The organism is Pseudoalteromonas sp. MMG033, assembly GCF_057197785.1.
Genome location: NZ_CM170070.1, coordinates 173,516 through 198,723, shown reverse-complemented (window position 1 = coordinate 198,723; position 25,208 = coordinate 173,516). Strand labels below are relative to the sequence as shown.

The following is a 25,208-nucleotide window of genomic DNA, read 5'->3' as shown; positions in this document are numbered from 1 at the left end:
TTTAACTACGGGTTAGTTGCTTGAAGCGGCATAGTCATAATTGCAGCGCCTTCTTCAAAGTCTCTTCTGACATTAAAACCTAGGTGTTTTGCTAAATTTATCATACCCGTGTTTTCAAACAAGGTGATCCCTTCAATCGTGTCGACACCTTTTTCTTTGCAGTAATCAATGGCTGCGCTCATCAGTATTTTCCCCAAGCCTAGGCCTTGAGAATCCGAGCGCACTATGACAGAAAACTCAGCCTGCGTGTTGTCTGGGTCCATCAAGACTCGCGAAACACCCAGTGTACGAAACGTGCTTTTATGTCGTTCACTAATGATAAATGCCATTTCGCGATCATAATCAATTTGTGTCATCTTCGCTAATTGGTCGTGGGTAAACTGTGGCAACTGACCAAAAAAGCGCTTATACCTATCTTCTTTTGTAAGTGACTGGTCAAACTCTTGATGGTGGCGCTCATCTTCAGGCTTTATCGGCCTCAGCGTAACTTGTTGGCCATTTTTGAGAGTAATTTGGCGTTCCAGTTCTTTAGGATATGGCTTAATGGCTAAGCGTTTACGATGTGCTTTGGGCTGATATGGCGATAATCCTATCTGTGCATCTAGCACTAAAAACTGTCCAGAGCTTGCCAAAATGGGGTTGAGCTCAAGGCTATGTATATCAGGCTGCTCGATGATCATTTGAGACACCCGAGTGAGTAGGGCACACAGTCGATATTTATCGACTTTATCTGGCAAAGTACGTTCTTTCAAAACGCCTTTGTCATGGGCTGCGGCGATGAGGTATTTAGCCAAATTCATATTTAAAGGGGGAAGTGCAACAGCAGCTTGAGAGAAGTTCAAGCCTGTACCTGCTTCCCCGAGTAAAATCACAGGCCCAACATCAGGTTCTGTTTTTATCGCAATGCGTAGCTCTTGTGTACCGGCCCTAGATGCCATTTTTTGTAGAGAAAAGCCTTCTATTTCTGCATCGGGATATGATTGTTTAATTCGTAGTAGCATAGAAAAAGCGGTTTGTTCCACTTCATTTCCATCGTTTAGGTTGAGCACCACGCCGCCGACCTCTGATTTAGAGGGAATAGCCGCACTCAGTAACTTTAATGCGACAGGAAAGCCAATGGCTTCTGCTTGCTCTTTGGCTTCACTAGGAGTGAGGGCGACTTCGGTTTGAATACAATCAATCCCATAGCTTTTAAGGATTTGACTCGCGGAGTGAGTTGACAAATATTGATGTCCTGCACGTAAGTAACGATTGATTTGCTGCTTTGCAGCAAGGCTATCAATTAACTCGTCTTGAATGATGGACTCAGGGGTTTGCGTCAAGTGTTTTTGGTTACGGCGATAGGTGATCAGGTGCATAAAAGCACTGACTGCCCCTTCAGGCGTTCGATATGTTGGTATGTTACTTAGTACACATATGTCTCTGGCGGAACGTGCTGCTTCTTCACCCATAAAGTTGGTCATTACAAAAGGTCTGGCCATCTTGGGCAGTTTTTCTAGCGTTTGTGCGATGATCTTGGCATATGCTGAACTGGGTGCCAGTGCAGAAGGCGTATGTATGATCAGCAAATTTTTAACTTCATCGGCTTTTAATAAAACTTCTAAAGCTTTTTGGTAGCGCTCAGGTGACGAGTCGCCAAAAATATCGACCGGATTATCCGTTTGTGATGATTGAGGCACAATATTGTTAAGGGCTTCAATGGTTTTGTCGCTGAGCTTTGCAAGCTTTCCTGATCGCATCAATAGGGTATCGACCGCCATAATACCCGGACCGCCACCATTGGTTAAAATTGTTAGGTGTTCGACTTTGAGTAATTTGGGGTGCAGTGCAAGTGTTTGCGTGGCTGCAAACAGCTCTCGTAAATCGTTTACGCGCAACATACCAGCACGTTGAAACATGGCATCATAGACCGCGTCATCTGATGTTTTACCGCCTGTGTGATTGTATGCTGCGCGCGCGCCGGCAATGGTTCTACCTGTTTTTATTGCGATAACTGGCTTATTGAACGCTGCTGCGCGAGCTGCGGAGATAAAGCGTCTTACGTCTTTGATGTTATCGATATAGAGCAAAATGGCGGAGGTTTTACTGTCTCGTGCTAAATAATCAAGTAGCTCATCAAAGTCGATATCAAGGCAGTCCCCGACAGATACAAAATGAGAAAAGCCAATGTGCTTGTTTTTCGCCCAGTCTAAAATGGTTGAGCAAACTGCAGCCGATTGCGATATGAATGCGAGTTTACCCGGTTTCGCTACTGTGTGTGAAAAGCTAGCATTTAAACCAATATGCGGCAAGATAAGCCCTAAGCTGTTACTGCCAAGTAGGGTGACCTCGGATTGTTGTGCGCAGTGCCTTAAGGTATTTTTTTCATCATTGTTTAATCCAGCAGCGACGATAATCGCGTGTTTGCAGCCAAGCGTACCGAGTGCTTTTATGAGTTGGCAAAGGGTGGCTTTGTTGGTGCATATAATGGCAAGATCTGGGATACAGGGCAGCTGCTCTATATCCGAATAGGCAAGTACACCATTGACCGCTGTATATTTTGGTGTGACTGGCATAATAGGCCCTTTAAACCCGCCTTGTAGCAAGTTTTTCATGACGACATTGCCAGCCCTGTTTGGGTTATTGGAGGCGCCGATGACTGCAACCGATTTGGGATTAAAAAACTGACCGATGCGCTTTACACTCATGCCTACTCCTTTGAATTGCCTATATTAAGCGAGGTGCTTACTCAAGACTGTAACATGTTTACACCATATTTCGAGAAGATAAGAGCACTTCTTTGATCTCGCGGGCACTTTTGAGGTGCAAAAGTGCCGCTGTGTAAGGCGTTTGATGATTTATACTTTGAATTTAGATACGTCCTCCTGCATTTTATGGGCGTCAAATTCAAGTGCTTCACAGTTTTTGCAGTTTTGGCAAGAGTCAACATAGAGCTGCTCTGCTGATACAGAGATATTGGCCGCCGCATTTTCTACGCCTTGTACGGTTGCCATTTGCTCTTCTGTTGCGCCTGCGATTTGGATCACCATATCACGTATTTTGTCCATTGCATGTTTATTGTCATCCATGCTTTGCTGGGCATCTGTGATCCCCTCGTACATTTGCTCACTTAAAGATAAGCTTGTTTGCATTGCTTGCTCTGAGTCATGGACCAAGCTTTGCAGACCATGGATCATGCGTTCGATTTCAACGGTAGAGCTTTGAGTCCGCTTTGCCAATGTGCGCACTTCGTCAGCCACGACCGCAAAGCCCCGACCGCTTTCACCAGCGCGCGCAGCCTCTATAGCGGCATTAAGTGCGAGTAAGTTGGTTTGTTCTGTGATCCCACGTATGACTGAAGTCACGCTCTCAATTTCGCCACTGGCTGAGGATAATTGCTGCATCAGTTTACTGTTTTCGTTGATGTGCCCGGTCAACTCAGACATATTGTGGTGGGCTTTGTGCATGATTTCTGAGCCACGGGCCATATTTTCATCGGCTTCATTGACATTGTTTTGCACCGCAACACTGTTTTCTGCAATCAGAGAAACGGCTTGCACTAACTCACTGACCGCCACCTTCACGGCATGGGTATTATTTTTCTGCTCTTCGATGGCTTGTTGTGAACGTTTCGTTACCTCAACCGATTGATGCGCGCCACTCTCTACTGTTTCGCCCGTATGCTTTATTTCCCTGACAATATCGGCGGTTGTATCGATAAATTGATTGACCGATCCTGCAAACTCTGTGACTTCATCGCGACCGCTCAGCTCGATATGGTGGGTCAGGTCGCCTTCACCATGACTAATGGTGGCCATATTGGCATTGGCAATTTTGAGCCGTTGCACAATATGTGCACCTTTCCACAGTAATAACCCAGCGATGATGACGGTTAAGATACCAGCTAGCATCAAGCCTTGATTTTTCGCGGTAATAAGCTCGTGCTGGATCCCTTGATCTATATCGCCAGACAGTTGATTCATTGTGCTCTCAACTTTATGAATACTGCCTCTAAGCTCACCTCTTAGTCCTGAGCTTGCATCTAGCCCTCGCTCAACCAAGGCAGTGGTAAGCGCACGTGCCGTATTTTCAAATAAAGTAAGGTCATTTTGTCCACCGCTAAACTGATCATTGAAATAGACTTTCATCACGGCTAGTTGCTGGGTTACTTCATTTTTGGTCGACATGTTGAGGTTCGTTTGAAAGTCATTTTCCAACAGCACTAGCCGAAGCGCTTTACTCATTGCTGTGATATCACCGATATTGGTGAGTGATTCGTGAAGTGCAATTTCTGCTTGATTAAATTCTCCTCGCAGACCTTGGTTCGGAGTGAGCCCAATCTTTGTATCTAGTGCGACTAAGTTACGTAAGTTGGTTTCATAATTGCTCAGGTCTTTTTCGGCGACAATGAGGGCTTGCTGCAAGTGAGTAGGAAGCTGCCCACTAAGGACTGACATATTTTGCCGCATCAGTTTGATACGGGCGTCAAACTTATCGACATACTTTTGCTGCTTGCGAAGCAAAAAGTCTTTTTCATGACGTCTGAGCATCAAAAGGTCATTATTAATCTCTTTGCTGGTTGCGAGTCGCTGTCCTAAATTCGCTATATGGCTTGTTTCATACCACAATACACCCACCATGCAAAACAGTGCGATCATGACAAGAGAAGAAAGTAAAATGAAAGTTTGACGTATGGTCATAGTCTACTCCTTAGCTTCGATACTCCCATCACAAAACTTAGAACAGAATTTTGAAATTACCAACCAACTGTGAAATTTATTGAGATTATTTGTCTAACCACTTATTCAATATGTCGTCATAAGTTGTTTTTGTTGCATTTGTGTTACAAAAAGGCGCGTATGGCCCCAAAACATGAGAAATGGTATAGGATACTCCAAAGACAATGTCTTTTATTTATTTCAACAATCTACCATCTCGGTGCAATGCAAATAAAGGAGAGCTTGGTTGTTACTCATAATTGAGTGGGGTATGAGGTGTTTGTTTTATGTTACTTCTTTGTGTGACGAACTCTCATCAAAGAGTTCGTCACTGGCATGAACTGAGACGATACATTATTTGTGATAGCCAGGGGCACATTGCGAGCCAATGTCTATGTTTTCCTGTAGCGAACTGACTAGCTCGCGCTGCAATTACGTTTAGTCTAGGTTTAACTTCATGATATCTTTAGCGATGCTTTCCATGATAGTTAATTCTCTTTGTACAGATTGACCTTTTTTATCACTATTAGCCAAAGTATCTCGATTATGTGCAATGGCATCTTGAATTGGTACCCACACAGGTCGCATACCATTGGCTTGCTCATACGCTTCCATTTGAGGTGCTGTGAAGTTGCCGCAAATTTCTACGATGAAGCAGTGTGAGATAATATGTACATTATCAAATTCAGGTTTGTGCCAGCGCTGAAACTCTTCATAAATACCATAGGGCTTAATCTGGGTAATGGATTTTGCACCTGTTTCTTCTAGCAACTCTCTGCCAAGCGCAGCTTCCATATCCTCACCTTCATCAACACCGCCTCCCGGCAAAGTGTAATCATCATACCTTGCGGTGTAAAGTAGTAAGATGTCTTGATCTTTAGTGACGATTGCACGTGCTGCGTGCCGAATAAAATGACTGCCAGGCAATGCCTCAGCGGGTTTGGTATTGAGTTGCTTCATAATGACTTTGTTGTTAGAGAATGCAAATTGGTGAGTGTACCATATTTACATTCTCCTTGTGTGCGACGACTAGAAAGGCACCGGGTAAGTTTTTAAGATGGTATCAATTTCAGCAAGCGCTTCTGGAGGCAGTGGTTTATCAAACGCGCTGATATTCTCTTTTAATTGCGCCATTGATGTTGCACCAATAATGGTAGAGGTCACACCATCTACTTGATCACACCAAGCTAACGCCAATTGCGCTGTTGTTAAGTTGTGCTCATGAGCAATTTCTTGGTATGCGGCTGTTGCTTGTTGCGAATACTGCGTATCTCTGAATAAGCCATGGCGCTGCATCAGTGTCCAGCGACTGCCTTCTGGTCTAGCGCCACCTAAATATTTACCTGTTAGCAGACCACCAGCTAAAGGTGACCATGGTAGGTAGGCAATGTCTTCGTTAACACAGTTTTCTAGTAAATAAGGCCAGTCTTTTTCGTGTAGTAAATTAAACTCATTTTGAATTGAAACGGGCTTTTCAATATGATGTTGCTCACATAAGTTGAGGTAGGTATTGATACCCCAAGGGGTTTCGTTAGACAGTCCCCAATGGCGAATTTTGCCTTGGCTAAAGCATGCTTTGAGACCTTCTAAAATGTTACTCATTTCGTCTAGCTGCTGCTTTTTGCTCACCGCCTGCAGGTCTAACATACCATGCCAGTGTTTACCAAAATGGGGAGATGTTCTGTTTGGCCAATGTAACTGGTATACATCAATATAATCTGTATTTAATCGCTTGAGAGAGTGATCTACAGCTTCGATCACTGCTTGCTTGTCTATGGGTTTACCATCTCGCACCCAACTTAGCCCAGCTCCTGCTATTTTTGTAGCTAAAACGATTTCTGATCTTTTTTCTTCATGACGTTTTAACCAGTCACCTATGATTTGTTCGGTTTTTCCATAAGTATCGGGCGAAGGGGGAACTGCATACATCTCAGCAGTATCAATGAAGTTAATACCCTGACTTAAGGCATAATTAATCTGTTCATCCGCATCATGCTGATTGTTTTGCAAACCCCAAGTCATACTTCCTAAACAAACTCGCGAAACCTTTAATGGTGAGTGGCCTAATTGGCTGTACTTCATAGATACTCCTTGCAAAATCTGACAATTTCACACTGCTAAATTGCAGCGCTAAGATTTAAATCGACTAACAGCAGTGTAGAGCATTTCTTCTTAATGTGCAGGTGTTTGTTGGTGCTTGAGTGTTGAGTCAATGGAGAAGGAGAAAAAGTAGTTTGCTATTTTATTCATAGCGTACAAATATATTTTGGTTGTGTGAACGCCACATGTAACTTATTGTATTTTTAATCATCTTTGCCAGGCGAGCTGTTGTATTAAGTATGAATGAAATAATTATTTTTACGATTATCGACCATTTGGTATTTGTAGTACTTTTTCTTGGTCTCATCATCAGTTGGCGTGATCCACTTGCTAGGTGGCTTCTTCTCTGTTCTGCGATAATTGAAACATTTGAGCTCTTTACCTTTAATGAAGTAATCACATGGAGAGTACATTATTATATTTTTGAAGTATTTATGTGCCTTATATTTATGATGCCTATCGTTTTTAGACGTCCAATGGCATTGTTTTGCTATCGATATACTCAGCAAGCGTTTTTCTTGAATGTGGCTGAGCGTACTATATTATCTCGTTATGAAGTTCGATTTCTTCGATTAATAGCAGCAGCGGCATTGGTTAATTTTATTACTTGGATAGAAGTACTTTGCTATAAACATTGGATAATCGATAATATATTTATAAAGTTATATTTCAGGGACTATTTTATCGCATGCGTTATTTTAGCCCAGTGTGCTGCGATTTATGCACTGAGTATGTACACACTGACCTTGAAGCCAGAAACGAGAAAGTGTAGTTGATATAGCTTTGGTTAAGCTACTTTTACTGTCAAACTAATCTGACGCGCGTCTTCTTTAAATCAAGCTTGTTTGTAGCTATGTAAGAAGCTTTAATTGAAGCGACACTTGTGATGGCTAACTCTTATGCACTCATTTATCTGATATCTATAGGCGAACACATTGAGTAATAAGACTATTTATTTTCTGGCAGAAGAGTTTAAGGTGCTTACCTAGCCAAAAGGAGTGAACAGAGCGTAGACAAGCGAGATATAAACTGTCAATATACTGTATAAGTAAACAGTGGTTAGGTGTGCGTTCGTGAAAAAGTTCATTCACATTGATATGGATTGTTTTTAAACTTTGAGGTAGTAATTTAGGAGGTTAATTTGTATGTAATACGCGCTGTGCTAGGCTGGTTTTATTAGAGAGTATTTTTTGGTAGATGGTCATGTTCAGAGAGTTAGACAACCAATTGAACAAACACCACATTTATTTGGATGATAATGAAGACCCTGTAATCTTACCTTGCGTTTTTGCCCGTTACACTGAATGTGCTCACTCTAAAGTTGAACGTTTTGCTGAAGAAGACCCAGTAACTCAGCGATATAAAAACTGTTTACGAGAAGTGGATATAGGAGATTCTGCGGCTTACAAGATCGCAAATCATCTTGGCCGATTCTTGCAGTGGGTAAATGACTATAAAGCTAGTACACTGATTACCTTAGATACTCATACAGTGCTTCCCAGCCTAATTATCAATGAGTACATTAATGAATACCTCATTGAAGAATGTAAAAAAAGCGAAGCTGTTGCTGACCAAGCTGTCAATGCACTAAATGCCTATTACAATTGGCTTTGTTTTTACTTCAATACTAAGACTAAACACATCGGTATAAAACCTGAATTCAGGATAATTGCGCGCAATAATGGTAAACAACCATTAGTTGTCAAATACCTTCTGCCTGCTACTCGAGAGTTATTTTACACCACAGCTAAGTCTCTGCTTCATGAAATTTTTCTCCGAAATGGAGGCGAACTTGGATTGAGAGCCAAAGAAAATCAAGGGCTTCTCCTCCATGATTATGTATCAAATCAAGTAAAGCATGAAGGCTTGTTGACGTTATTTAGACAACTAAAAGAAAACCCAAACCGAGACTATTTTAAGTACCATTTAAGTTCACTTTATACCAAATATGGCCGAGCAAGAACTTTATATATTCCCAGATACTTACTTGAGAAAATGAGAGTTTATTTTCACGAGGAGCGACCTGTCACGAGTTCAAGACACTTACTTGTATCGAATGCAAAGAACAATCGCGGAGCTTGTTTGAGCAAGTCTTACGCTTGCCGTGTTTTTTTTGATGTTAAGGCGAAAGTACAGAAGAAAATCAAAGACACCCCTCTGTTATATGGCGACATACAAGAGGTTCACGACTCATTTAGCTATCACATTTTGCGGCACAGCTTTGGTACGGATATTTTCTACAATCTGTGCGAAGGCCAGAATAAGAAGTATGAGTCGATTATTACTTCTTCGGCTGTTTTTATCGAAACTGCGAGGCGTATGGGACATAAGGTAGATGGGAGGGGGGCTAGTGAAACAACCAAATCATACATTCATGCTTGTGGTTATCGTGAGATGCTAATGAAGGAAGTCGTAAATGCGCAATAGAAAAGCACCGAGGCTTTATGATTCTGAGCAATATGAAGCCGAATTGATGAAAGAATATAAAGCGAGCCATCCGGTACAGGTTCTACGTAGTAAATTAGGTGTAAAATCGCTTGCGACCCCAAGTATGATAGGGTTCCCAAAGAGTCGAATGGTTTTTTGTGATATTAAGCACAGAGACAAGGCAATACTATATCGCCTTATTGTTGCTGCTTATAACTATGCGTTTACAAATGAATTTGCAGATAAGTCATGCAAGCTGAATTTTTGCCGAGCTGCACACACCTTTGTTCATTGGTTAAATACGGTAGAGATAGATAACCGTTACAGTATTCTAAAAGACTATGAAACCTTTATGTTTGATAAGCGGGATAACCATGGTGGTTTGAGTGAACTTACTAGAACCAAAACCCTGTTTACATACGCATTTAATGATGCTGAATTTGTGAGAACACTTACTTGTGAACAATCAAGGTTTTTACAAGAGCTTAAAATGACAAGAGAAAGCCCCAATTTGAACAAGAAACAAATTTCACTGGCCAGCTTTTTCGGTAGTTTAGACTGGTTACGCAATGATGAAATTGGCCTAGGCTCAAAGTTATACAGTGTTTTTGCATCTCCAAAAATGACTGTAAATTCTTTAAGGTTAATGGCATCAGTGGTAATTTTGGAACTTTATGAATCAAAAATCTTGTTACGTGAATTCTTTCTAAAACACTGCTTATCTGAGCAGTCTTTTAATATACCTGATTGGGAGCAGATGAATCGAAGTGAAAAAGGACTGGCTGTTGGTCAAGTGATATGTTCGATTGTTAATTTATACCATAAGACAGGCTTAAAGTCGGAGAAGTTGCGAGGAGCAATCGCTTTACTTTTTTTATCTAACTGTCAAGAGAGAGCTGTTAAGTTATTGAAAGAAGTTCTTGTTAATGAAAACTATTTTAAGCTGAAAGATGGAGAATTATCGAACTGTAAACTATATAGAAGCTTTAAAACAATCAGGTCTGGCCCTTTCTTTTCCTTTGAAGTACTAAGGTTGTTATCAATTCCTCATTCACCTTTACCTGTAACTCCAGTCGAGGAGTTGATGTTCCAGTGGTTGATGGCTGGCTTAGCTGTTCAACCTACTGATATTTTGAAACTCACTCGGGATGACTTTCGTGTCTTGAGAGTAAATGACAGAATAATTAGTATTGAATGCGAGTACTTTAAGGGGCGCGCTGGCGCCATTCACAATACACGCACACTTTCTACCAAGAAATACGAAGGTCGAGCTTTGAGTGCATACCTACATCAGCTTCAGGGGGAACGGTTGTCTAGGTTACCTACTAGTGCACCTTCTATATCGGTAGGCAACAATGCTCTTTTTGGTAGTTTAGTTTGTATTCTCGATATTCCTTTTATAGACAAAGCGATTGCTGATGCTCATAAAGCAAACAGTCAAACCCCTGTCGTTATACCAAAAGCGCTCCAAGCAATAGCTCGTTATGGCATTCATACATCGAATATTCCAAATGCTAGAAACATCAGTGCTACTGAACGCCTTAAAATAGTAGCGAAGTCTAACACTCCTTGCTCAAAAATTTTATTTGGATTGAGCGCGATAAAAAATTCATCTGTTCATGCATATAGTGACGCTTATACTCTACATTATTTGATTAACCGAAACTCTCATACTAATTTGACAGAGAGGTATCACTACCTTAATGAAGATAATCAAGCTTGGATGAATGCTGCCGGAGGAGTCACGCGAACCGTTATGCTTGACCTTATCAATAATGTTTTTGATTTGAACCTATCAAAATCAAAAGAGGAAAATAACATTAAGGATGCATTCAATCATGAATTTACATGCGTGACTAATGTTATTAGCTATAAAAGCGAAGAAATGTTATCGAGGTTAAAGTTAGTCACCGAACAAACAAAAGGAGTGATTAATGAAGTTGGAGTGCTGTCAATGCCAAAAGAACTAGAAGGTAACTTTGCTCCAATTTATGTGCTTGATAGCCCTGTAACTGTATGCAAGATGCGGAATTATTTATATGAATTTAGATGCTGCTATAAAAAACTACTCTGTCGCAATCCAGATTATTTGTATCGGACAGTATTGCCGACAGTTGAGTGGATGGAGCAATTGTTACAGGGAGCATTTAGTCGAAGCTCTGTTTCTAGGGGCACCAAGCTTTTTGAGAAAATGCACTCTTCTGGTGTGTCAATGAAGGTTTTTCACTCGCTATAGTTAGGGGCTTTAAAGTGAACAACCTATTTACAGATAATCAACTTCCATCAGATTTAGAGTTCTTCTGGAAAGACCTGAACCAAAAGCTTTTTGCTATGGGTGAGTTTCATAATGACTTGGGCAACTTGTTTTCTGATAAGATGTACTTCAGCGCTTCTAAAGGGGTTGGAGCTGTCTCGATCGACTTTTCATTATTTGATTTACCACACCTTAAAATTGAAAAAATAGCTACATTAAATTTGAATGGCAAATGTTACCCTCTGTCTATGAAAGAATATGCGAAGCTTTCCATTGTGGGCTTTGTCACCCCTAGAAATGTAAGGGGGTTGAGGAGTGCTTACAACATGCTATTGCATATAGCCGGATTTCTGAATGAAAGGGTGAAAACGGAATTAAATGACTGTAATATTGAGGAGTTCCACCTCAGCTTTCTTACTCAGTCCCTTAACGCAAAGGGTTGGTTTACCCGGTTAAGCCCTCCTGCATATCGATCAACTTATGAAGCCTTTAATTTCATTGATAATAGAGTGCGACTCCAAGCCTTGGGGGTTTCTGGAGTTTTTAGCCACGCTTTAACGAAAAGGAAAGTCTGGAGAACTTTGGAGTATGTATGTCGCAGCGTTCTAGGATGTAGTCGGCTCGAATATAAGAAAGGTGGATCTCTCAATACCTTGACACTTGAAATGGGACAATATTATATCGACCACTTGAAGCAAGTATATGAAAATGACTATCTGTACGCTCTCGTTTGTCAATCCGCATTACGAATAGTAAAAAAAAAGCATCTAATATCAGGCAAAGACTCGTTCAAACTAAAAGTGTTAGCTGACACAATTCAGGGTAAATGTGTTAGTCAGAAAGTTAAAGCCCCCAATAGTCTGAGTGAATCGCTGAGGTTGATACTGAAAGAACAGTATTTTGCATACTTTGAAAAAGTTCAATCTTTAAAAGAAAGTAATATTTATCTCTTGATACAGAAGCTTAAATTAGAAATGCGTTTTGACGGGGTAGAAGTAATTCGTGTGCTTATGTTGCAAAAGTATTATGGGGTTGATGCTCATAAAACACCAGAATCTGTTTGGCAGAGTTACTTACACTCACTGAATAAAACAGAGGTAAGTAATAATTACCTGAAAGGTGTTGGTGTGAATGAGGTATACAGCATGATGTCGGACATTGTGGGAAAATCAAGGCTGGATGAAGTTTCTTTAATGTCTAAATTAATGGAGTGGGTGGAGTCGTTAGCGGGCGAAAGGAAACACCTTTTGTATAGTGAGCTAAAGTTCGAAATTGAGCGGATAGAGGATGCAATGACATCCTTAGCAGTCGCTTGGCTGGGTTATCGAAGCAGTGAGTTAGACTTTCCACTTAATGCGATACATATTGAACCAAACCTAGATGTGTTGGACAACTCTCATGTACCTTTTCGCTTCAAATTGAAATGGTTAGTGCCAAAAACCAATAAAAAGACAAAAATTGATCGTGAAATTACATCACAGTGTTATCAGATTGCTGTGCAGCTTTGCGACATTCTGAATATCGGCAAAGGCGCACCTTGCTTGTATTCTTATAGAATGAAAGCAGCTAACCTCCGACAAGGTGCTCCTAAATCACATATATTAATTTCAAGTCGCCTTAGATCCAATTGGCTGCACTTTGCTATGTGTTATAAACCATTTGTAGATATTCATAAGCTACATAACCTATCTGCCTTAGCAGTCAATGATTTAGACGAAGAAGAAAAAAATGAGCTTATAGAATTACAAAATATGTACGACTTGTCGACCTCTCGCGCTCAACACTTGCTTAATACCAGAAACGAAGTTCTTCGAGATATTGAAAAATTGAAATGTACTTCAGTATTAGGTAATGATTCAGACACTCAATTGTTCAAAAGCTCTTTATCTGAGTTTTGCGAAACAGGAAGTGTCTCTAATCAAATATACTCGAAGATAATAATGGAGTGTTTATCACAAGAAACAAAGCAGCTTTTACTTTCAGGAAACGTAGATTTGAAAGAGTTGACAACTATTAACAGCGTGAATAGTGAATTGCTCCGTGATGTGCGATACCCGAGCCCCCATGCTTTTCGACACATATGGGCAGAGGCTGTTATTACACGATATCAAGGTGATGTTGGGGCGGTTATTCGCCACCAATTTTGTCACTTGGATGATTCATTTTTTATGGCTTATGTTAGGGACAAAGAAGTGAAAGCGCTGTTGAAGTCCGCTCGTATGAAAGTGTTGAACTCTATTGTCGATACGTTGCTACAAGATGCGCAACAAATTGGTAAAGAATATATCGGAGGCTTTTCTCGTTATGTAAAAAAAGCAACGTCACTCACCGAAGTGGTTAGAAGTGGTGATTTAAGCATACTTCGCGAGAAAATTATGGGCCGTGTTATTGATATTCAACCTTCCTATTTTGCAACGTGTATTCCCCGTGAAGGTACTGAAAACCGGGCCAAATGTTCAGAATTGGGAGACATAAACCCACAGAATGCCCGTCCTTCATTTTGTCTTGGGTGTACGAATGCACTAATCACTAGTGGAAATCTTAGAGGTATTTGGGTGACCATACAACCTTTCGTAAAGGAGTGTTTAAGTGACGACTTAATGTCGTTTATGCTTCAATCGCATTTGCCAATACTACGTTCAGGGTATAAACGAATTAAAGAGCTGCGCAATAATACGAATGCTGAGTCAGTAGATAAGATTTTATCGTTTATAGACAGTGCTATAAAAAGTGTGGGCGCAAAGATGGAAAGAGAAGGAAGCTTATATGACAAGTAACGAACTTGATAAATTAATGACAGATGACTTCTTAGATAGTTTAGAAAGCGAAGAAAATCACAATAGACAGGGGCAAACTGAGCAATCTTTTCCCAGCTGGGTTCCTGATAATGAAGCACATACAGCTTATAAAGCTTGGAGGGCCATCTTAGAGCTGACAAGCAAAAAAGAAATAGCGATAAAGGAATACAAAAAGATAGCCAATAATAAGACACCGAAGAGTCTCTATGAAATAAAAAAAACTGAGATAGGAAGGATTGTGTGTAAAGCTCAACAAAACTTGTTTTATGGTAAAGCACCATTTTGTAAGGGGTTAAATGAGTTTTTTGAAGAACAAAACAAATTATTGCGTTTACTTTTTGTAAAAGAACAAGAGCGGTTAATTAGTCGTCAAAAAGTAACAGGGGTAAGAGCTAAAAAGAAAATGCTTATTGTCAATGAATACCAAAAGCTTAGAGACACTGTAAACTTTCTTAGGCGCAAAAACGCGATGGAAACAATTGATTTAGCGATTGAAAGAATGCCTGCAGACCTTCAGGCAAAGTTTACAAAAAGTGACACAGTGAGGAGCTGTAAAGGAACAGTACTTAATCGTAAATTTAAATCCATCTAGAAAACATGCTCCTGAAAGTGGTGTTTTGATTCTAAATGCTTTTTCATGGGTTGGCTTAATTGAGTCTGTAGATAACTTTGTGTAACTGCGACCTTTTAAATAAAGCCTTGGAACAGGTATTAATAACAGACAGTTACACAGTTTTTATTACAGTCTCTATTCGAATTCAATTATAAACAGGTTCAGGGCCGCTTTCCAATTTCTAATGGGCATCGCTAATTTCTTTGAAGCTTCCACTGTCGCTAGGTTAATCAGTGTATAGTATGCTTGTACTCCTTAATAGTAAGTATTGTAACTACTCTGTAACTCCCCCATAAACTGAAACAGTTCTTAAGTAGAATTTCTCTCAATATAAGAAGGAAATTTTACGATGCGAAAAAGTAAGTTCACTGAAACACAGATGGTGGGATGGAAGCTTCTGATGTTAAACGTTTAAAAGAGCGTGAAGATGAAAACCGTAAGCTCAAAGATATGTTTGCGACTCTCAGTTTAAAACATTCAATGCTTGAGGAAATCATTTCAAAAAAGCTGTAAAAACAAGTAGACGCAGAGCTTGGGTCGCTCACTTACGAGCACAGTTTGAGGTAAGCGTAGCATTTTCTTGTGACGCAGCTGGTTTAAGTCTCAGCGTTTATTACTACAGATGAAAGCGACCATCGGATGATGATGTGATTGATGCTTTGTTGTCGCTTGTTGAGCGGCATCCTAGGTGGGGAATGCCAAAGCTGTTTAAACGACTTAGGCATCAAGGCAAAGTATGGAATAAAAAGCGTGTTGAACGAGTGTATAACATGCTCAAACTGAAAAGGAAAGCGCCGTGCACCAACACGCACACCAGAGCCGTTAAGTGCTCTGGGCAAACATAATGACTCGTGGTCGATGGATTTTATGAGCGATGCACTCAACTACGGCCATCGTTTTAGAACACTGAATGTGCTGGACTAAAATTGGGGCAGTTACATCTGCACTTAATTGAGAATACAATGAGTTTTCACACTTCATTAGCAAGTGCATATTCTGCCTCATTTGCGCTAACAGAATCAAAATCATGCGCATCCATTCAGATCATGCGGAGCCTCGAAATGTGCTACCAGACCTGAAAAGCTCGTAAAAGCCTACATAATAGCGCGTACAAATCTACACCTATCGTATTTTTCTACATCTTAGTATCTGGCGTTATTGAAAAAACCATTGGACACAAGAAACTAGATGTTAGAGTATCGGCTGTAAAATTGGGTGCTTACAATCCCCAAGTAAGTTTATGTAAAGGAGCCTCTAATGAAAAAAAGCGTATTTACAACAATTCTATTAACTATGAGTATTTGCCAAGCACACGCTAACACAGGTGGAATTATAATTTTTCCTGCATAACCACCTTAACTATAAGGAATAGTCATGAAATATGCGGTTGTACTAATTACGGCGTTATCGTTTGCTGTATCAGCTAACGCCAACGGGAGTGGTGATGGTAAATGGCTTAAAGAAAAAACTAAGTTGAGTGGGTCTGGCCCAGGTGGTATTCCGGATCCCCTAAAGCAATCTAAATAAAGGCGCTTCTAGCGCCATTACTTTTGCCAACATAAAGATTATACTCGTTATGACATATTGTGTAAGAGGTATACGACTGTACCCTCTCAAACATGTAGAGAAATACTGCCTTGTTCATGAAAAACTCACGAAACCTATATAATAGTGGGTACAAGCCTGCTCCTTTCGTATTTTTCTACATCTTAGTATCTCAACTAATTTTTGAGCTGGCGTTATTAAAAAAACCATTGAACACAAGAAACTAGATGTTAGAGCATCGGCTGTAAATTTGGGGGCTCACAATTCCTAAGTAAGTTTATGTAAAGGAGCTTCTAATGAAAAAAAGCGTATTTACAACAATTCTATTAACTATGAGTATTTGCCAAGCACACGCTAACACAGGTGGAATTATAATTTTTCCTGCATAACCACCTTACCTATAAGGAATAGTCATGAAATATGCGGTTGTACTAATTACAGCGTTATTGTTTGCTGTATCAGCTAACGCCAGCCGGAGTGGTGATGGTAAATGGCCTAAAGAAAAAACTAAGTTGAGTGGGTCTGGCCCAGGTGGTATTCCGGATTTCCTAAAGCAATCTAAATAAAGGCACTTCTAGCGCCATTACTTTTGCCAACATAAAGATTGTGCTCGTTATGACATATTGTGTAGAGGTGTACGACTATATCCTCTCAAACATGTAGAGAAATACTGCCTTGTTCATGAAAAACTCACGAGACCTATATAATAGTGAGTATAAGCCTGCTCCTTTCGTATTTTTCTACATCTTAATATCTCAACTAATTTTTGAGCTGTCGTTATTGGGGTTGTCTACTTCCCTTAACATGAGACATATTGAACTGCTTTAATTAAACAAGACACCTTAATAATGGAATATAATCCAATTATTGAGGTGTTAAATGACAAAACGAACAAACAGAAATTACACAGCTGAATTTAAGCAAGAAGCTGTGGCATTGGTAACCGAGCAAGGTTACAGCGTACCCAAAGCAGCAGCGTCTTTAGGTATCACAGATAAAATACGTTATAACTGGAAAGCTAAGTTTGAAGCAGAGCAATCTGGAGCCAGTTTAAGTGCAGATGAACGCGCAGAGCTGTTAAGGCTACGCGAGGAATATAAAGAACTAAGGATGAAAAAGGAGATCTTAAAAAAGGCCAGCGCCCTCCTGCTAAAAGAAACCAAGTAACGTTTAAAACCGTTAAGAAGCTATCTTCAGTATTTCCAGTGAGTAAGCTTTGTAAAGTAATGAACGTCAGTCGCTCAGCCTATTAAGCTTGGCTGAAGCGACCTGCAAAAATCATTACAGCAGAGCATTGGCATATGTATCGAAGAGCTAAGGTCACCTTCGGGCAAAGCAGAAATAGCTTGGGTTATCGAAAGCTGACGAAGCGGTTATGCAAGGAGGGCTTTAAAGTCAGCGAATATGATGTTAAGAAGTCAATGGCTAAGCTTGGTTTAATTGTTACTCAGCGAGTTGCTTACAAAGTCACAACCAAGCGTAAACATAGTGATGGCGTAGCAGATAACCTATTGAATTAGAACTTTAATCCTATTGCTCCAAATCAGGTTTGGGCTGGTGATGTGACATATTTAAGAACAGGGGAAGGCTGGATGTACCTAGCCATTGTGATGGACTTATATTCACGTCGCATCGTTGGCTGGCATATCGATAAGCGAATGACGACTTACTTGGTCAACAAAGCTATGATGAAAGCTTATAACTTACGTCAGCCACCTAAAGGTTTGGTGTTTCATTCAGGTAGAGGCTCACAATATACCAGTAAGCATTACCGTAAACTGCTAGCCACCTTCGGTATCAGAGCGAGTATGGGCGATACTGAAGCTTGTTAGGATAATGCTATCGGTTAATGGTGATCAATCTCCAGTAGAAAATGAGCACAGTTTCTTAAGAAATGTGTCCTGATTTAGTTGTGCAGAACATTTTATTTTTGATTATTTATTAAAGACTAGAGCTAAAATGAAAGTTCTCAATTCACAGAACCCTAGTAAGGTACATTCTGCGTGTCTGGATTTGTCTTGATATCGATGGATTGAGACTGTATATTTGTACAGTCCCTTTGTGTGAGCTTTAATTTTGAAGAAAATAATTCACATCGATATGGATGCATTTTAAACTCTAGGGTGTTACCAGTTAGCATTTATTGTAAGTGCTACTTCTAAAGTATTATTAGTTATTTTTTCAGATTGTATGTAGCACATCTCAATTTTTGGATGCGGAGTGATGCGAAAAATAGTGCATGTAGATATGGACGCATTTTATGTTTCTGTTGAGCTCAGAGACAATCCTGAACTCATGGGTAAACCTGTTGCGGTTGGCGGAAGTAGAGGCTCTAGAGGCGTTCTTTCTACTTGCAACTATGTGGCAAGACAGTTTGGTATTAAAAGCGCAATGCCTACAAGTGTAGCGTTGAGAAAATGTCCCGACCTTATTCTTTTACCTGGTAGGATGGACGTTTATAAGCAGGTTAGTGAGCAAATTAGAGGTATATTTGAGCGCTATACAGATTTAATTGAGCCTTTGAGTTTAGATGAAGCCTATTTAGACGTTAGCAATTGTAAATTATTTGGTGGTTCAGCAACTTTAATTGCGCAAGACATTTGTCGAACTATTCACTGCGAATTAAATCTAACCGCTTCAGCAGGTGTCGCGCCAATTAAATACTTGGCGAAGGTTGCGTCTGATATAAACAAGCCTAATGGTATTTATGTAATTCCTCCCAATGACGTCGACTCATTCATCGACACAATGGAGCTTAAAAAGATTCCTGGCGTAGGAAAAGTAACGAATGAAAAATTGCTTAAAGATAATTTAAAGTTTGGCAAGGACGTTAAAGCATCTACCCTTGAATTCTTGTCAATTAAGTATGGAAAACTAGGTCAATTGTTGTGGGAGAGGTGTAGTGGTATAGACAATAGGCCTGTCGTAGTGAGCAGAATAAGAAAGTCAGTTGGAGTAGAAAGGACATTTCCCGAAGACTATTGCGATGTTGAGTTATTAGACAGAGTGTTGCTTGATGAACTAGTTCCAGAACTCAAACGGAGATCCTCTAAATACTTAATCGACAGAGGAATAAGTAAAGTTGGTGTGAAAATTAAATTTTCTGATTTTCATCAAACAACAAAAGATTTTACCGTTCAACAATTAGAGCCTGAAATTTTATCCGAATTGCTCCGAGAGGCATTTCTTCGAGGTAATGGTAAATCTGTTCGTTTACTCGGAGTGCACATTGGTCTATCCGAGTGCAAAGAGGCATCTGAACAAATCTCTTTTGATTGGTAATATTTAAACGCTAATCTTCCCCCAAAAAAATTACACGTATTTTACTTTGTTTGCTAAAGCTTAAAAGCTTTCTTATTTAATCTTTGATTTTCAAAGTATCTCTCAGCGTGAAAAACTTTTAATAGTCTTTTTTAGAAGAATTTGTAAGTGTGGTGCTTATGAATTAGACTCGCTGTGACCTTAACTTTTAGATTGAAAGATATATGTATCGATATAATGATAAGAAAATTAATGGACACTACATATATCTGGACGATAGTCGTAACCCTATACTTTTGCCATGCCTTTTTGCTCGATTTACTCAACGTTCTCAATTGAGAATTGATGAACATAATACAGTTGATTATGAAACAAAACTAAAAGTTGAGGAATTTAATTTAAAGGAGATTGGTCAGAGTGCAAGTTACAAAATTTGCAATCATTTGGGAAGATTTCTAGAGTGGATTGAGGGGTATAATGAAAACAGTTTAGTTTCTTTATCCAAACATACAGCGTTACCAGATGAAGATCAGATTTAGTCGATGATGTTCAAGAGCTTCGAGCCCTTGTTAAGGAGTTGGAATGTCGAAACGTTAAGGAAACATTGGATTTGTTATTGAATCAGCTTCCATTGGATTTGCAAAGGCAACTTAAGAGGTAATAGCTGGAAATAAGTAAATTCCCCTTCCATAAATAATTTTTAATTAAATTTTTACCTTTAAATCAATGACTCAGTTCGGTTTAAAAGGTATCCTAGAGCTAATTATCAGTGCCTCGGAAAAGGAAGTGCCATGGCTGTCAATCAAGCCAGAATTTTTGAACAGCTTGAGCAAATTGTTCAAGCATCAGATCCCAGTGAATTCATTTACGGATTCCTAACTGCATTTAAGTTTCCCAAAGCTACTATTACTCAAATCCGTCAAGGTGGCAACCGCAATGTTGCTAAGATTGAAGGCCATGTCGGACTGAAAAATAAACTGTATTACTTGCCGGTAAATGAAGGTCAAGATATTGATACTGTTTTAGATGAAGTCATAGTAGATCCAATTATAGCTAAGAATAAAATTCGTTATATTTTAATAACTGATTTTAAAAGATTTTTGTCTTGGGATACCGCGACCAGTGAGCGTTTAGACATCGACTTTGAGGTTTTACACCGAAATTATAGCTTTTTCTTGCCACTAGTGGGACTTGAAAAAGCGATATTGAATAGTGAAAAGCCTGCGGATGTAAAAGCTGCTGTAAAAATGGGTAAGCTATTCGACCTTATCCGTGTTCACAATGACCTCAATACACCAGAAGATATCCATGCCTTAAATGTCTTTCTGACCCGCTTACTATTTTGTTTGTTTGCTGAGGATACTGGGATTTTCCCACAACAAGGGCAATTTACCGCAGCGATCAAGAGTGTAACATCTGAAGATGGAAGCGATTTAGATCAGTTTCTTCATGATCTCTTTTTAGTCCTCAATAGCGTTGAAGGTAGCGAGTTACGCTCGAGGTTACCTGAGCACCTGACTGATTTCCCTTACGTGAACGGTGGATTATTTGAGGCCAATGAAGCTATTCCTAGTTTGGGGAAGAAGGGTCGTCGTATTCTCATTGAGTGTTGCTTAGAAGATTGGAGTGCAATTAACCCAGACATATTCGGTAGTATGTTTCAAGCGGTTATTGATGTAGAACAGCGGGCTCGGTTAGGGCAGCATTACACCTCCTACAGCAATATCATGAAGGTGATTCAACCTCTGTTTCTTGACCCGTTACGAGCGGAGCTTGAGAAACAACGCGACAGCGCTAATGGGCTTAAGCGGTTACTTGTTCGGCTAGGTGAAATTAAAGTATTTGATCCAGCTTGTGGTTCGGGCAATTTCCTTATTATCGCCTACAAAGAGTTGCGCCTTCTTGAGATTGAAGTCATTCAAGCACTGATGAAGATCGATCAAGGTTTCTTTATCAGTAACATTCATTTGGATCAGTTTTACGGCATTGAGATCGATGATTTTGCCTGTGAGATAGCCCGTCTTTCTTTGTGGTTGGCGGAACATCAAGTCAACAAGCAGTGGGAAGAGCACATTGGCCCTGCTGAGCCAGCCTTACCGCTTAAAGCAACAGGTAAGATAGTAAGTGGGAATAGCTTAAACATTGATTGGAATACAGTTTGTGTTAATTCTGGCTCTGATGAAATCTACTTAATTGGTAACCCTCCGTTTAAAGGGCATCGTGGGCGAAGTGAAGCTCAGCGTACAGAAATGAAAAAAGTCTTTAAAGGGTTTAAATCTTTAGGCTTGCTAGATTATGTTGCGTGCTGGTTTTGGAAAGGTGCTGAATATATAAAAGATACGAATGCGGAATTGGCATTAGTATCAACCAACTCTATTTCTCAGGGCGAGCAGGTCGGAACACTATGGCCAAGCGTTTTTAAAAAAGGAGTGAGCATTCACCTAGCCTATCCAACTTTTAGTTGGGCGAACAATGCTAAAGATAAGGCTGCTGTCCACGTAGTTATTGTGGGGTTAACAGCTAAAGCAAAGAAAGGTCTTCTATTTGAATTAGTAGAAAAAGAGTGGCACTCAAAAGTTGTCGACAGAATTAGTCCATATTTGTTGGAAGGTGGTAGTACTTGCGTAGTGGCAACTAAGACACCTATCAACCCTTCAATCCCTAATTTACTGTTTGGGAACATGCCTAACGATGGCGGTCATTTGCTACTGAACCGAACTGAAAGAGACGATCTTATTTCAAACGAGCCAGCAGCAAAAAAATGGATCAAAAAAGTATTGGGAGCTGATGAGTTTTTGAACTCCAAAGAACGCTGGTGTTTATGGTTAAAAAATGCAACAAAAGACGACTTACTATCAATGCCTCATGTATTGCAACGTGTTGAAAAGGTGGAAGAACAAAGAAGAAATAGTTCCGATAAAGGGACTCAAAAGCTAGCTGATAGACCTCATCAGTTTCGAGATTTGAATAACCCTAGCCAGTATATTCTTATGCCAAGCGTTTCTTCTGCAAGAAGAAGATATGTTCCTGTAGGAATGTTCGATGAACATGTCATTTCAACGAACCTGAATTACATTATCCCTAATGGGACAATGTATGAGTTTGCAATTCTATCTTCACTTCTGCACAACGACTGGATGAGGCTTGTTGCAGGTAGAATGAAAAGTGATTACAGGTACTCCGCGTCAGTTGTTTATAACACTTTCCCATGGATTACCCCTAGTGATATACAAAGAGCTGAACTTGAGAGTTTAGCTGAAGGTATTCTATTTGCTAGAGAAGATCACCCAGGCAAGACACTCGCGCAATTGTATAACCCAGAGTCTATGCCTCAAGATCTACTAGATGCGCATCAAAAATTAGATACAGCTGTTGATAAGTTGTACCGTTCGAAGCCTTTTAGAGATGCTTCTGATCGTTTAGCTTGTCTGATAGAACGTTATGAAGAAATGACAGCTAATCAAAAATAAAGAAGTTGGTAAGGTGTAAAATAATGCGAAACAATATCCTACACGTTAGCTATAGCCAAACAGGTCAAAGCGCTTCTCATAATGATATGGGTATGCGAGAAATGCAGGCTCGTGCATTCGCTGAGCGTGCTAGTCAATACTTATTGATAAAAGCTCCGCCAGCGTCAGGTAAGTCAAGGGCACTAATGTTCTTGGGGCTGGATAAGCTAATCAATCAAGGTGTCCGTAAAGTAATCGTTGCTGTACCTGAAATGTCTATAGGTGGATCTTTCAAAGACACTGACCTGATGAAATTCGGCTTCTTTGCTAATTGGACTGTTAAGCCAGAAAACAACTTATGTATCAGTGGTAGCGAAAGCGGTAAAGCGAATGCTTTTAAGCGCTTTATGGAAAGTGATGATCAAACATTAGTTTGTACTCATTCAACACTTAGAAGTGTCTTCGGTAAGCTATCTGCCAGTGATTTTGATAACTGTTTTGTTGCTATCGATGAGTTTCATCATGTTTCAGCTGATGAAAATAGCCGTTTGGGTGGATTAATTGATGATTTAATGAAGCAATCATCAGCTCATGTTCTTGCCATGACCGGCTCTTACTTCAGAGGTGACACGGTTCCTATCTTGCTCCCTGAAGATGAAGCTATGTTTACCAAAGTAACTTACACCTATTACGAGCAGCTTAATGGTTATAAATACTTAAAGACCTTAGGTATTGGGTATCATTTTTATCAAGGCACCTATATCAACGCCCTGCCTTCGGTATTAGACTCAACTAAGAAGACCATTGTTCATATCCCAAATGTGAACTCTGGTGAATCAACTAAGGATAAATACACAGAGGTTGATTCCATTCTTGAGGTACTAGGTGATGTTATCATGCAAGATCCTGACAATGGCATTTATCAGGTGAGATGCAAGCATTCTGGCAGGACATTACAGGTTGCTAACTTAGTTGATGATAGTGATATGCGTCCTAAGGTTCAGGCTTACTTGCGTGATATTGAGTCTGCTGAGCAGATGGACGTTATCATCGCATTAGGCATGGCAAAAGAAGGTTTTGATTGGCCTTATTGTGAACATGTCCTGACTATCGGTTACCGCAGCTCTATGACGGAAATTGTTCAGATCATTGGTCGAGCTACTCGTGACAGTGAAGGTAAAAGTCATGCTCAGTTTACGAACCTTATTGCTCAGCCTGATGCTCAGGATGATGACGTCAAGGTATCTGTAAACAATATGCTTAAAGCCATCACAACATCACTATTAATGGAGCAAATATTAGCTCCAAGCATCCAGTTTAAACCTCGGTCTCAATGGGACGGTAGAGATCTGCCTGCGAACACGGTTATTGTTGATGATACCACCGTACCTGTTTCACAAAAAGTGATGGACATCCTTAATGGCGATAAAGGCGAGATTTTATCAGCACTTGTTGCTAAAGAGTCTGTGATCAAGGGGGCAATTTCGGAAACAATGCCTGCTGAGGTTATCAATGAGATTGAGCTTCCATCAGTCATTCAAACCTTGTACCCAGATCTTGAAGAACATGAAATAGAGCAAGTCAGAACTGGAGTTTTACAGAGCATTTATATCGGGCAGCAAGGTGGCTTAATAGACGGTAAAGATCTTCCTGATGATGCGGTTATTGAAGAAGGCGATAACTCTTATGGGAAAGACTCTTCAGAAGGTGGTGATTCAGGTTCGAATAATCAGTTCATTAAAATGGGTGATAAATTCGTGAATATTGAAAACTTGAATATTGATTTAATTGATTCCGTGAACCCTTTTCATGGGGCTTATGAGATCTTATCTAAGTCAGTGGATGCCGATGTACTTAAGACCATCCAACAAACTGTAAGAGCGAACCAAGCGAACGTCTCTGAGGAAGAAGCGGTGATGCTTTGGCCTCGAATCAAGTCATTCAGAGTTGAACATCAACGTGAACCTTCATTGAACTCTTCTGATCCAATCGAGCAGCGCTATGCTGAAGTCCTTGCTTACATTCGTAAAATGAAGCAACAACGAATGGCAAAGCAGGGGTAAT

Annotated in this window: 17 protein-coding genes and 1 pseudogene; 14 read left to right on the top strand and 4 right to left on the bottom strand. The window is 40.1% G+C overall.

Going from position 1 to position 25,208, the window contains the following annotated elements:
• Positions 1-5: 5 nt before the first annotated feature.
• The 4 genes from AC2CZC_RS00790 to AC2CZC_RS00775 all read right to left on the bottom strand — a co-directional run bounded on the left by AC2CZC_RS00790 (position 6) and on the right by AC2CZC_RS00775 (position 6,779).
• Entirely contained in the window at positions 6-2,687 is a 2,682-nt protein-coding gene (locus AC2CZC_RS00790; protein ID WP_484583485.1) for a bifunctional acetate--CoA ligase family protein/GNAT family N-acetyltransferase, read from the bottom strand.
• Between the two features lie 150 nt (positions 2,688-2,837).
• Positions 2,838-4,679: a methyl-accepting chemotaxis protein gene (locus tag AC2CZC_RS00785; RefSeq protein ID WP_484583484.1), complete on the bottom strand. Its 1,842-nt coding sequence runs from the start codon at positions 4,677-4,679 to the stop codon at positions 2,838-2,840.
• Between the two features lie 456 nt (positions 4,680-5,135).
• Complete coding sequence (locus tag AC2CZC_RS00780; RefSeq protein WP_484583483.1) at positions 5,136-5,657, bottom strand: NUDIX hydrolase; 522 nt, start codon at positions 5,655-5,657, stop codon at positions 5,136-5,138.
• 69 nt (positions 5,658-5,726) lie between these two features.
• Positions 5,727-6,779, bottom strand: a complete 1,053-nt coding sequence (locus AC2CZC_RS00775; protein ID WP_484583482.1) for an aldo/keto reductase — start codon at positions 6,777-6,779, stop codon at positions 5,727-5,729.
• A gap of 467 nt (positions 6,780-7,246) precedes the next feature.
• On the opposite strand from AC2CZC_RS00775, the gene AC2CZC_RS00770 reads away from it, so the two are divergent.
• The 14 genes and pseudogenes from AC2CZC_RS00770 to AC2CZC_RS00705 all read left to right on the top strand — a co-directional run bounded on the left by AC2CZC_RS00770 (position 7,247) and on the right by AC2CZC_RS00705 (position 25,207).
• On the top strand, positions 7,247-7,573 hold the full coding sequence (locus AC2CZC_RS00770) for a hypothetical protein (protein WP_484583481.1): 327 nt from the start codon (positions 7,247-7,249) through the stop codon (positions 7,571-7,573).
• Positions 7,574-8,000: 427 nt separating this feature from the next.
• On the top strand, positions 8,001-9,224 hold the full coding sequence (locus AC2CZC_RS00765; RefSeq protein ID WP_484583480.1) for a site-specific integrase: 1,224 nt from the start codon (positions 8,001-8,003) through the stop codon (positions 9,222-9,224).
• Complete coding sequence (locus AC2CZC_RS00760) at positions 9,214-11,460, top strand: hypothetical protein (RefSeq protein WP_484583479.1); 2,247 nt, start codon at positions 9,214-9,216, stop codon at positions 11,458-11,460. Before AC2CZC_RS00765 ends, AC2CZC_RS00760 begins: the two co-directional genes overlap by 11 nt.
• 14 nt (positions 11,461-11,474) lie before the next feature.
• Entirely contained in the window at positions 11,475-14,255 is a 2,781-nt protein-coding gene (locus tag AC2CZC_RS00755) for a hypothetical protein (RefSeq protein ID WP_484583478.1), read from the top strand.
• Positions 14,245-14,868 (top strand): hypothetical protein, encoded by a 624-nt coding sequence (locus AC2CZC_RS00750; protein WP_484583477.1) that lies wholly within the window; start codon positions 14,245-14,247, stop codon positions 14,866-14,868. The genes AC2CZC_RS00755 and AC2CZC_RS00750 overlap by 11 nt, the downstream gene beginning before the upstream one ends.
• Before the next feature lie 408 nt (positions 14,869-15,276).
• The gene (locus AC2CZC_RS00745) at positions 15,277-15,402 is read left to right on the top strand and encodes a hypothetical protein (protein ID WP_484583476.1); all 126 of its coding nucleotides are present in this window, start codon (positions 15,277-15,279) and stop codon (positions 15,400-15,402) included.
• 134 nt (positions 15,403-15,536) lie between these two features.
• The gene (locus AC2CZC_RS00740) at positions 15,537-15,734 is read left to right on the top strand and encodes an IS3 family transposase (RefSeq protein WP_484583475.1); all 198 of its coding nucleotides are present in this window, start codon (positions 15,537-15,539) and stop codon (positions 15,732-15,734) included.
• A gap of 529 nt (positions 15,735-16,263) precedes the next feature.
• Entirely contained in the window at positions 16,264-16,416 is a 153-nt protein-coding gene (locus tag AC2CZC_RS00735; RefSeq protein ID WP_484583474.1) for a hypothetical protein, read from the top strand.
• 431 nt (positions 16,417-16,847) lie between these two features.
• Positions 16,848-17,000 (top strand): hypothetical protein, encoded by a 153-nt coding sequence (locus AC2CZC_RS00730; protein WP_484583473.1) that lies wholly within the window; start codon positions 16,848-16,850, stop codon positions 16,998-17,000.
• 313 nt (positions 17,001-17,313) lie between these two features.
• Positions 17,314-18,263 (top strand): annotated as a pseudogene (locus AC2CZC_RS00725) (IS3 family transposase); the annotation flags it as partial.
• Positions 18,264-18,657: 394 nt separating this feature from the next.
• Positions 18,658-19,716: a DNA polymerase IV gene (dinB, locus tag AC2CZC_RS00720; RefSeq protein WP_484584822.1), complete on the top strand. Its 1,059-nt coding sequence runs from the start codon at positions 18,658-18,660 to the stop codon at positions 19,714-19,716.
• Positions 19,717-19,919: 203 nt separating this feature from the next.
• Entirely contained in the window at positions 19,920-20,234 is a 315-nt protein-coding gene (locus tag AC2CZC_RS00715) for a hypothetical protein (RefSeq protein WP_484583472.1), read from the top strand.
• 252 nt (positions 20,235-20,486) lie between these two features.
• Positions 20,487-23,165 (top strand): class I SAM-dependent DNA methyltransferase, encoded by a 2,679-nt coding sequence (locus AC2CZC_RS00710; RefSeq protein ID WP_484583471.1) that lies wholly within the window; start codon positions 20,487-20,489, stop codon positions 23,163-23,165.
• Between the two features lie 23 nt (positions 23,166-23,188).
• Positions 23,189-25,207 carry a DEAD/DEAH box helicase gene (locus AC2CZC_RS00705; RefSeq protein WP_484583470.1) on the top strand — a complete coding sequence of 673 codons (2,019 nt, stop codon included), beginning with the start codon at positions 23,189-23,191 and terminating at the stop codon, positions 25,205-25,207.
• Position 25,208 lies beyond the last annotated feature (1 nt).

Coding starts and splice junctions, on each gene's coding strand:
- AC2CZC_RS00745 (WP_484583476.1), top strand. CDS start 15,277: ATGGAAGCTTCTGATGTTAAACGTTTAAAAGAGCGTGAAGATGAAAAC.
- dinB (WP_484584822.1), top strand. CDS start 18,658: ATGCGAAAAATAGTGCATGTAGATATGGACGCATTTTATGTTTCTGTT.
- AC2CZC_RS00715 (WP_484583472.1), top strand. CDS start 19,920: ATGTATCGATATAATGATAAGAAAATTAATGGACACTACATATATCTG.
- AC2CZC_RS00710 (WP_484583471.1), top strand. CDS start 20,487: ATGGCTGTCAATCAAGCCAGAATTTTTGAACAGCTTGAGCAAATTGTT.
- AC2CZC_RS00735 (WP_484583474.1), top strand. CDS start 16,264: ATGAAATATGCGGTTGTACTAATTACGGCGTTATCGTTTGCTGTATCA.
- AC2CZC_RS00780 (WP_484583483.1), bottom strand. CDS start 5,657: ATGAAGCAACTCAATACCAAACCCGCTGAGGCATTGCCTGGCAGTCAT.
- AC2CZC_RS00765 (WP_484583480.1), top strand. CDS start 8,001: ATGTTCAGAGAGTTAGACAACCAATTGAACAAACACCACATTTATTTG.
- AC2CZC_RS00785 (WP_484583484.1), bottom strand. CDS start 4,679: ATGACCATACGTCAAACTTTCATTTTACTTTCTTCTCTTGTCATGATC.
- AC2CZC_RS00750 (WP_484583477.1), top strand. CDS start 14,245: ATGACAAGTAACGAACTTGATAAATTAATGACAGATGACTTCTTAGAT.
- AC2CZC_RS00775 (WP_484583482.1), bottom strand. CDS start 6,779: ATGAAGTACAGCCAATTAGGCCACTCACCATTAAAGGTTTCGCGAGTT.
- AC2CZC_RS00730 (WP_484583473.1), top strand. CDS start 16,848: ATGAAATATGCGGTTGTACTAATTACAGCGTTATTGTTTGCTGTATCA.
- AC2CZC_RS00760 (WP_484583479.1), top strand. CDS start 9,214: ATGCGCAATAGAAAAGCACCGAGGCTTTATGATTCTGAGCAATATGAA.
- AC2CZC_RS00770 (WP_484583481.1), top strand. CDS start 7,247: ATGATGCCTATCGTTTTTAGACGTCCAATGGCATTGTTTTGCTATCGA.
- AC2CZC_RS00705 (WP_484583470.1), top strand. CDS start 23,189: ATGCGAAACAATATCCTACACGTTAGCTATAGCCAAACAGGTCAAAGC.
- AC2CZC_RS00790 (WP_484583485.1), bottom strand. CDS start 2,687: ATGAGTGTAAAGCGCATCGGTCAGTTTTTTAATCCCAAATCGGTTGCA.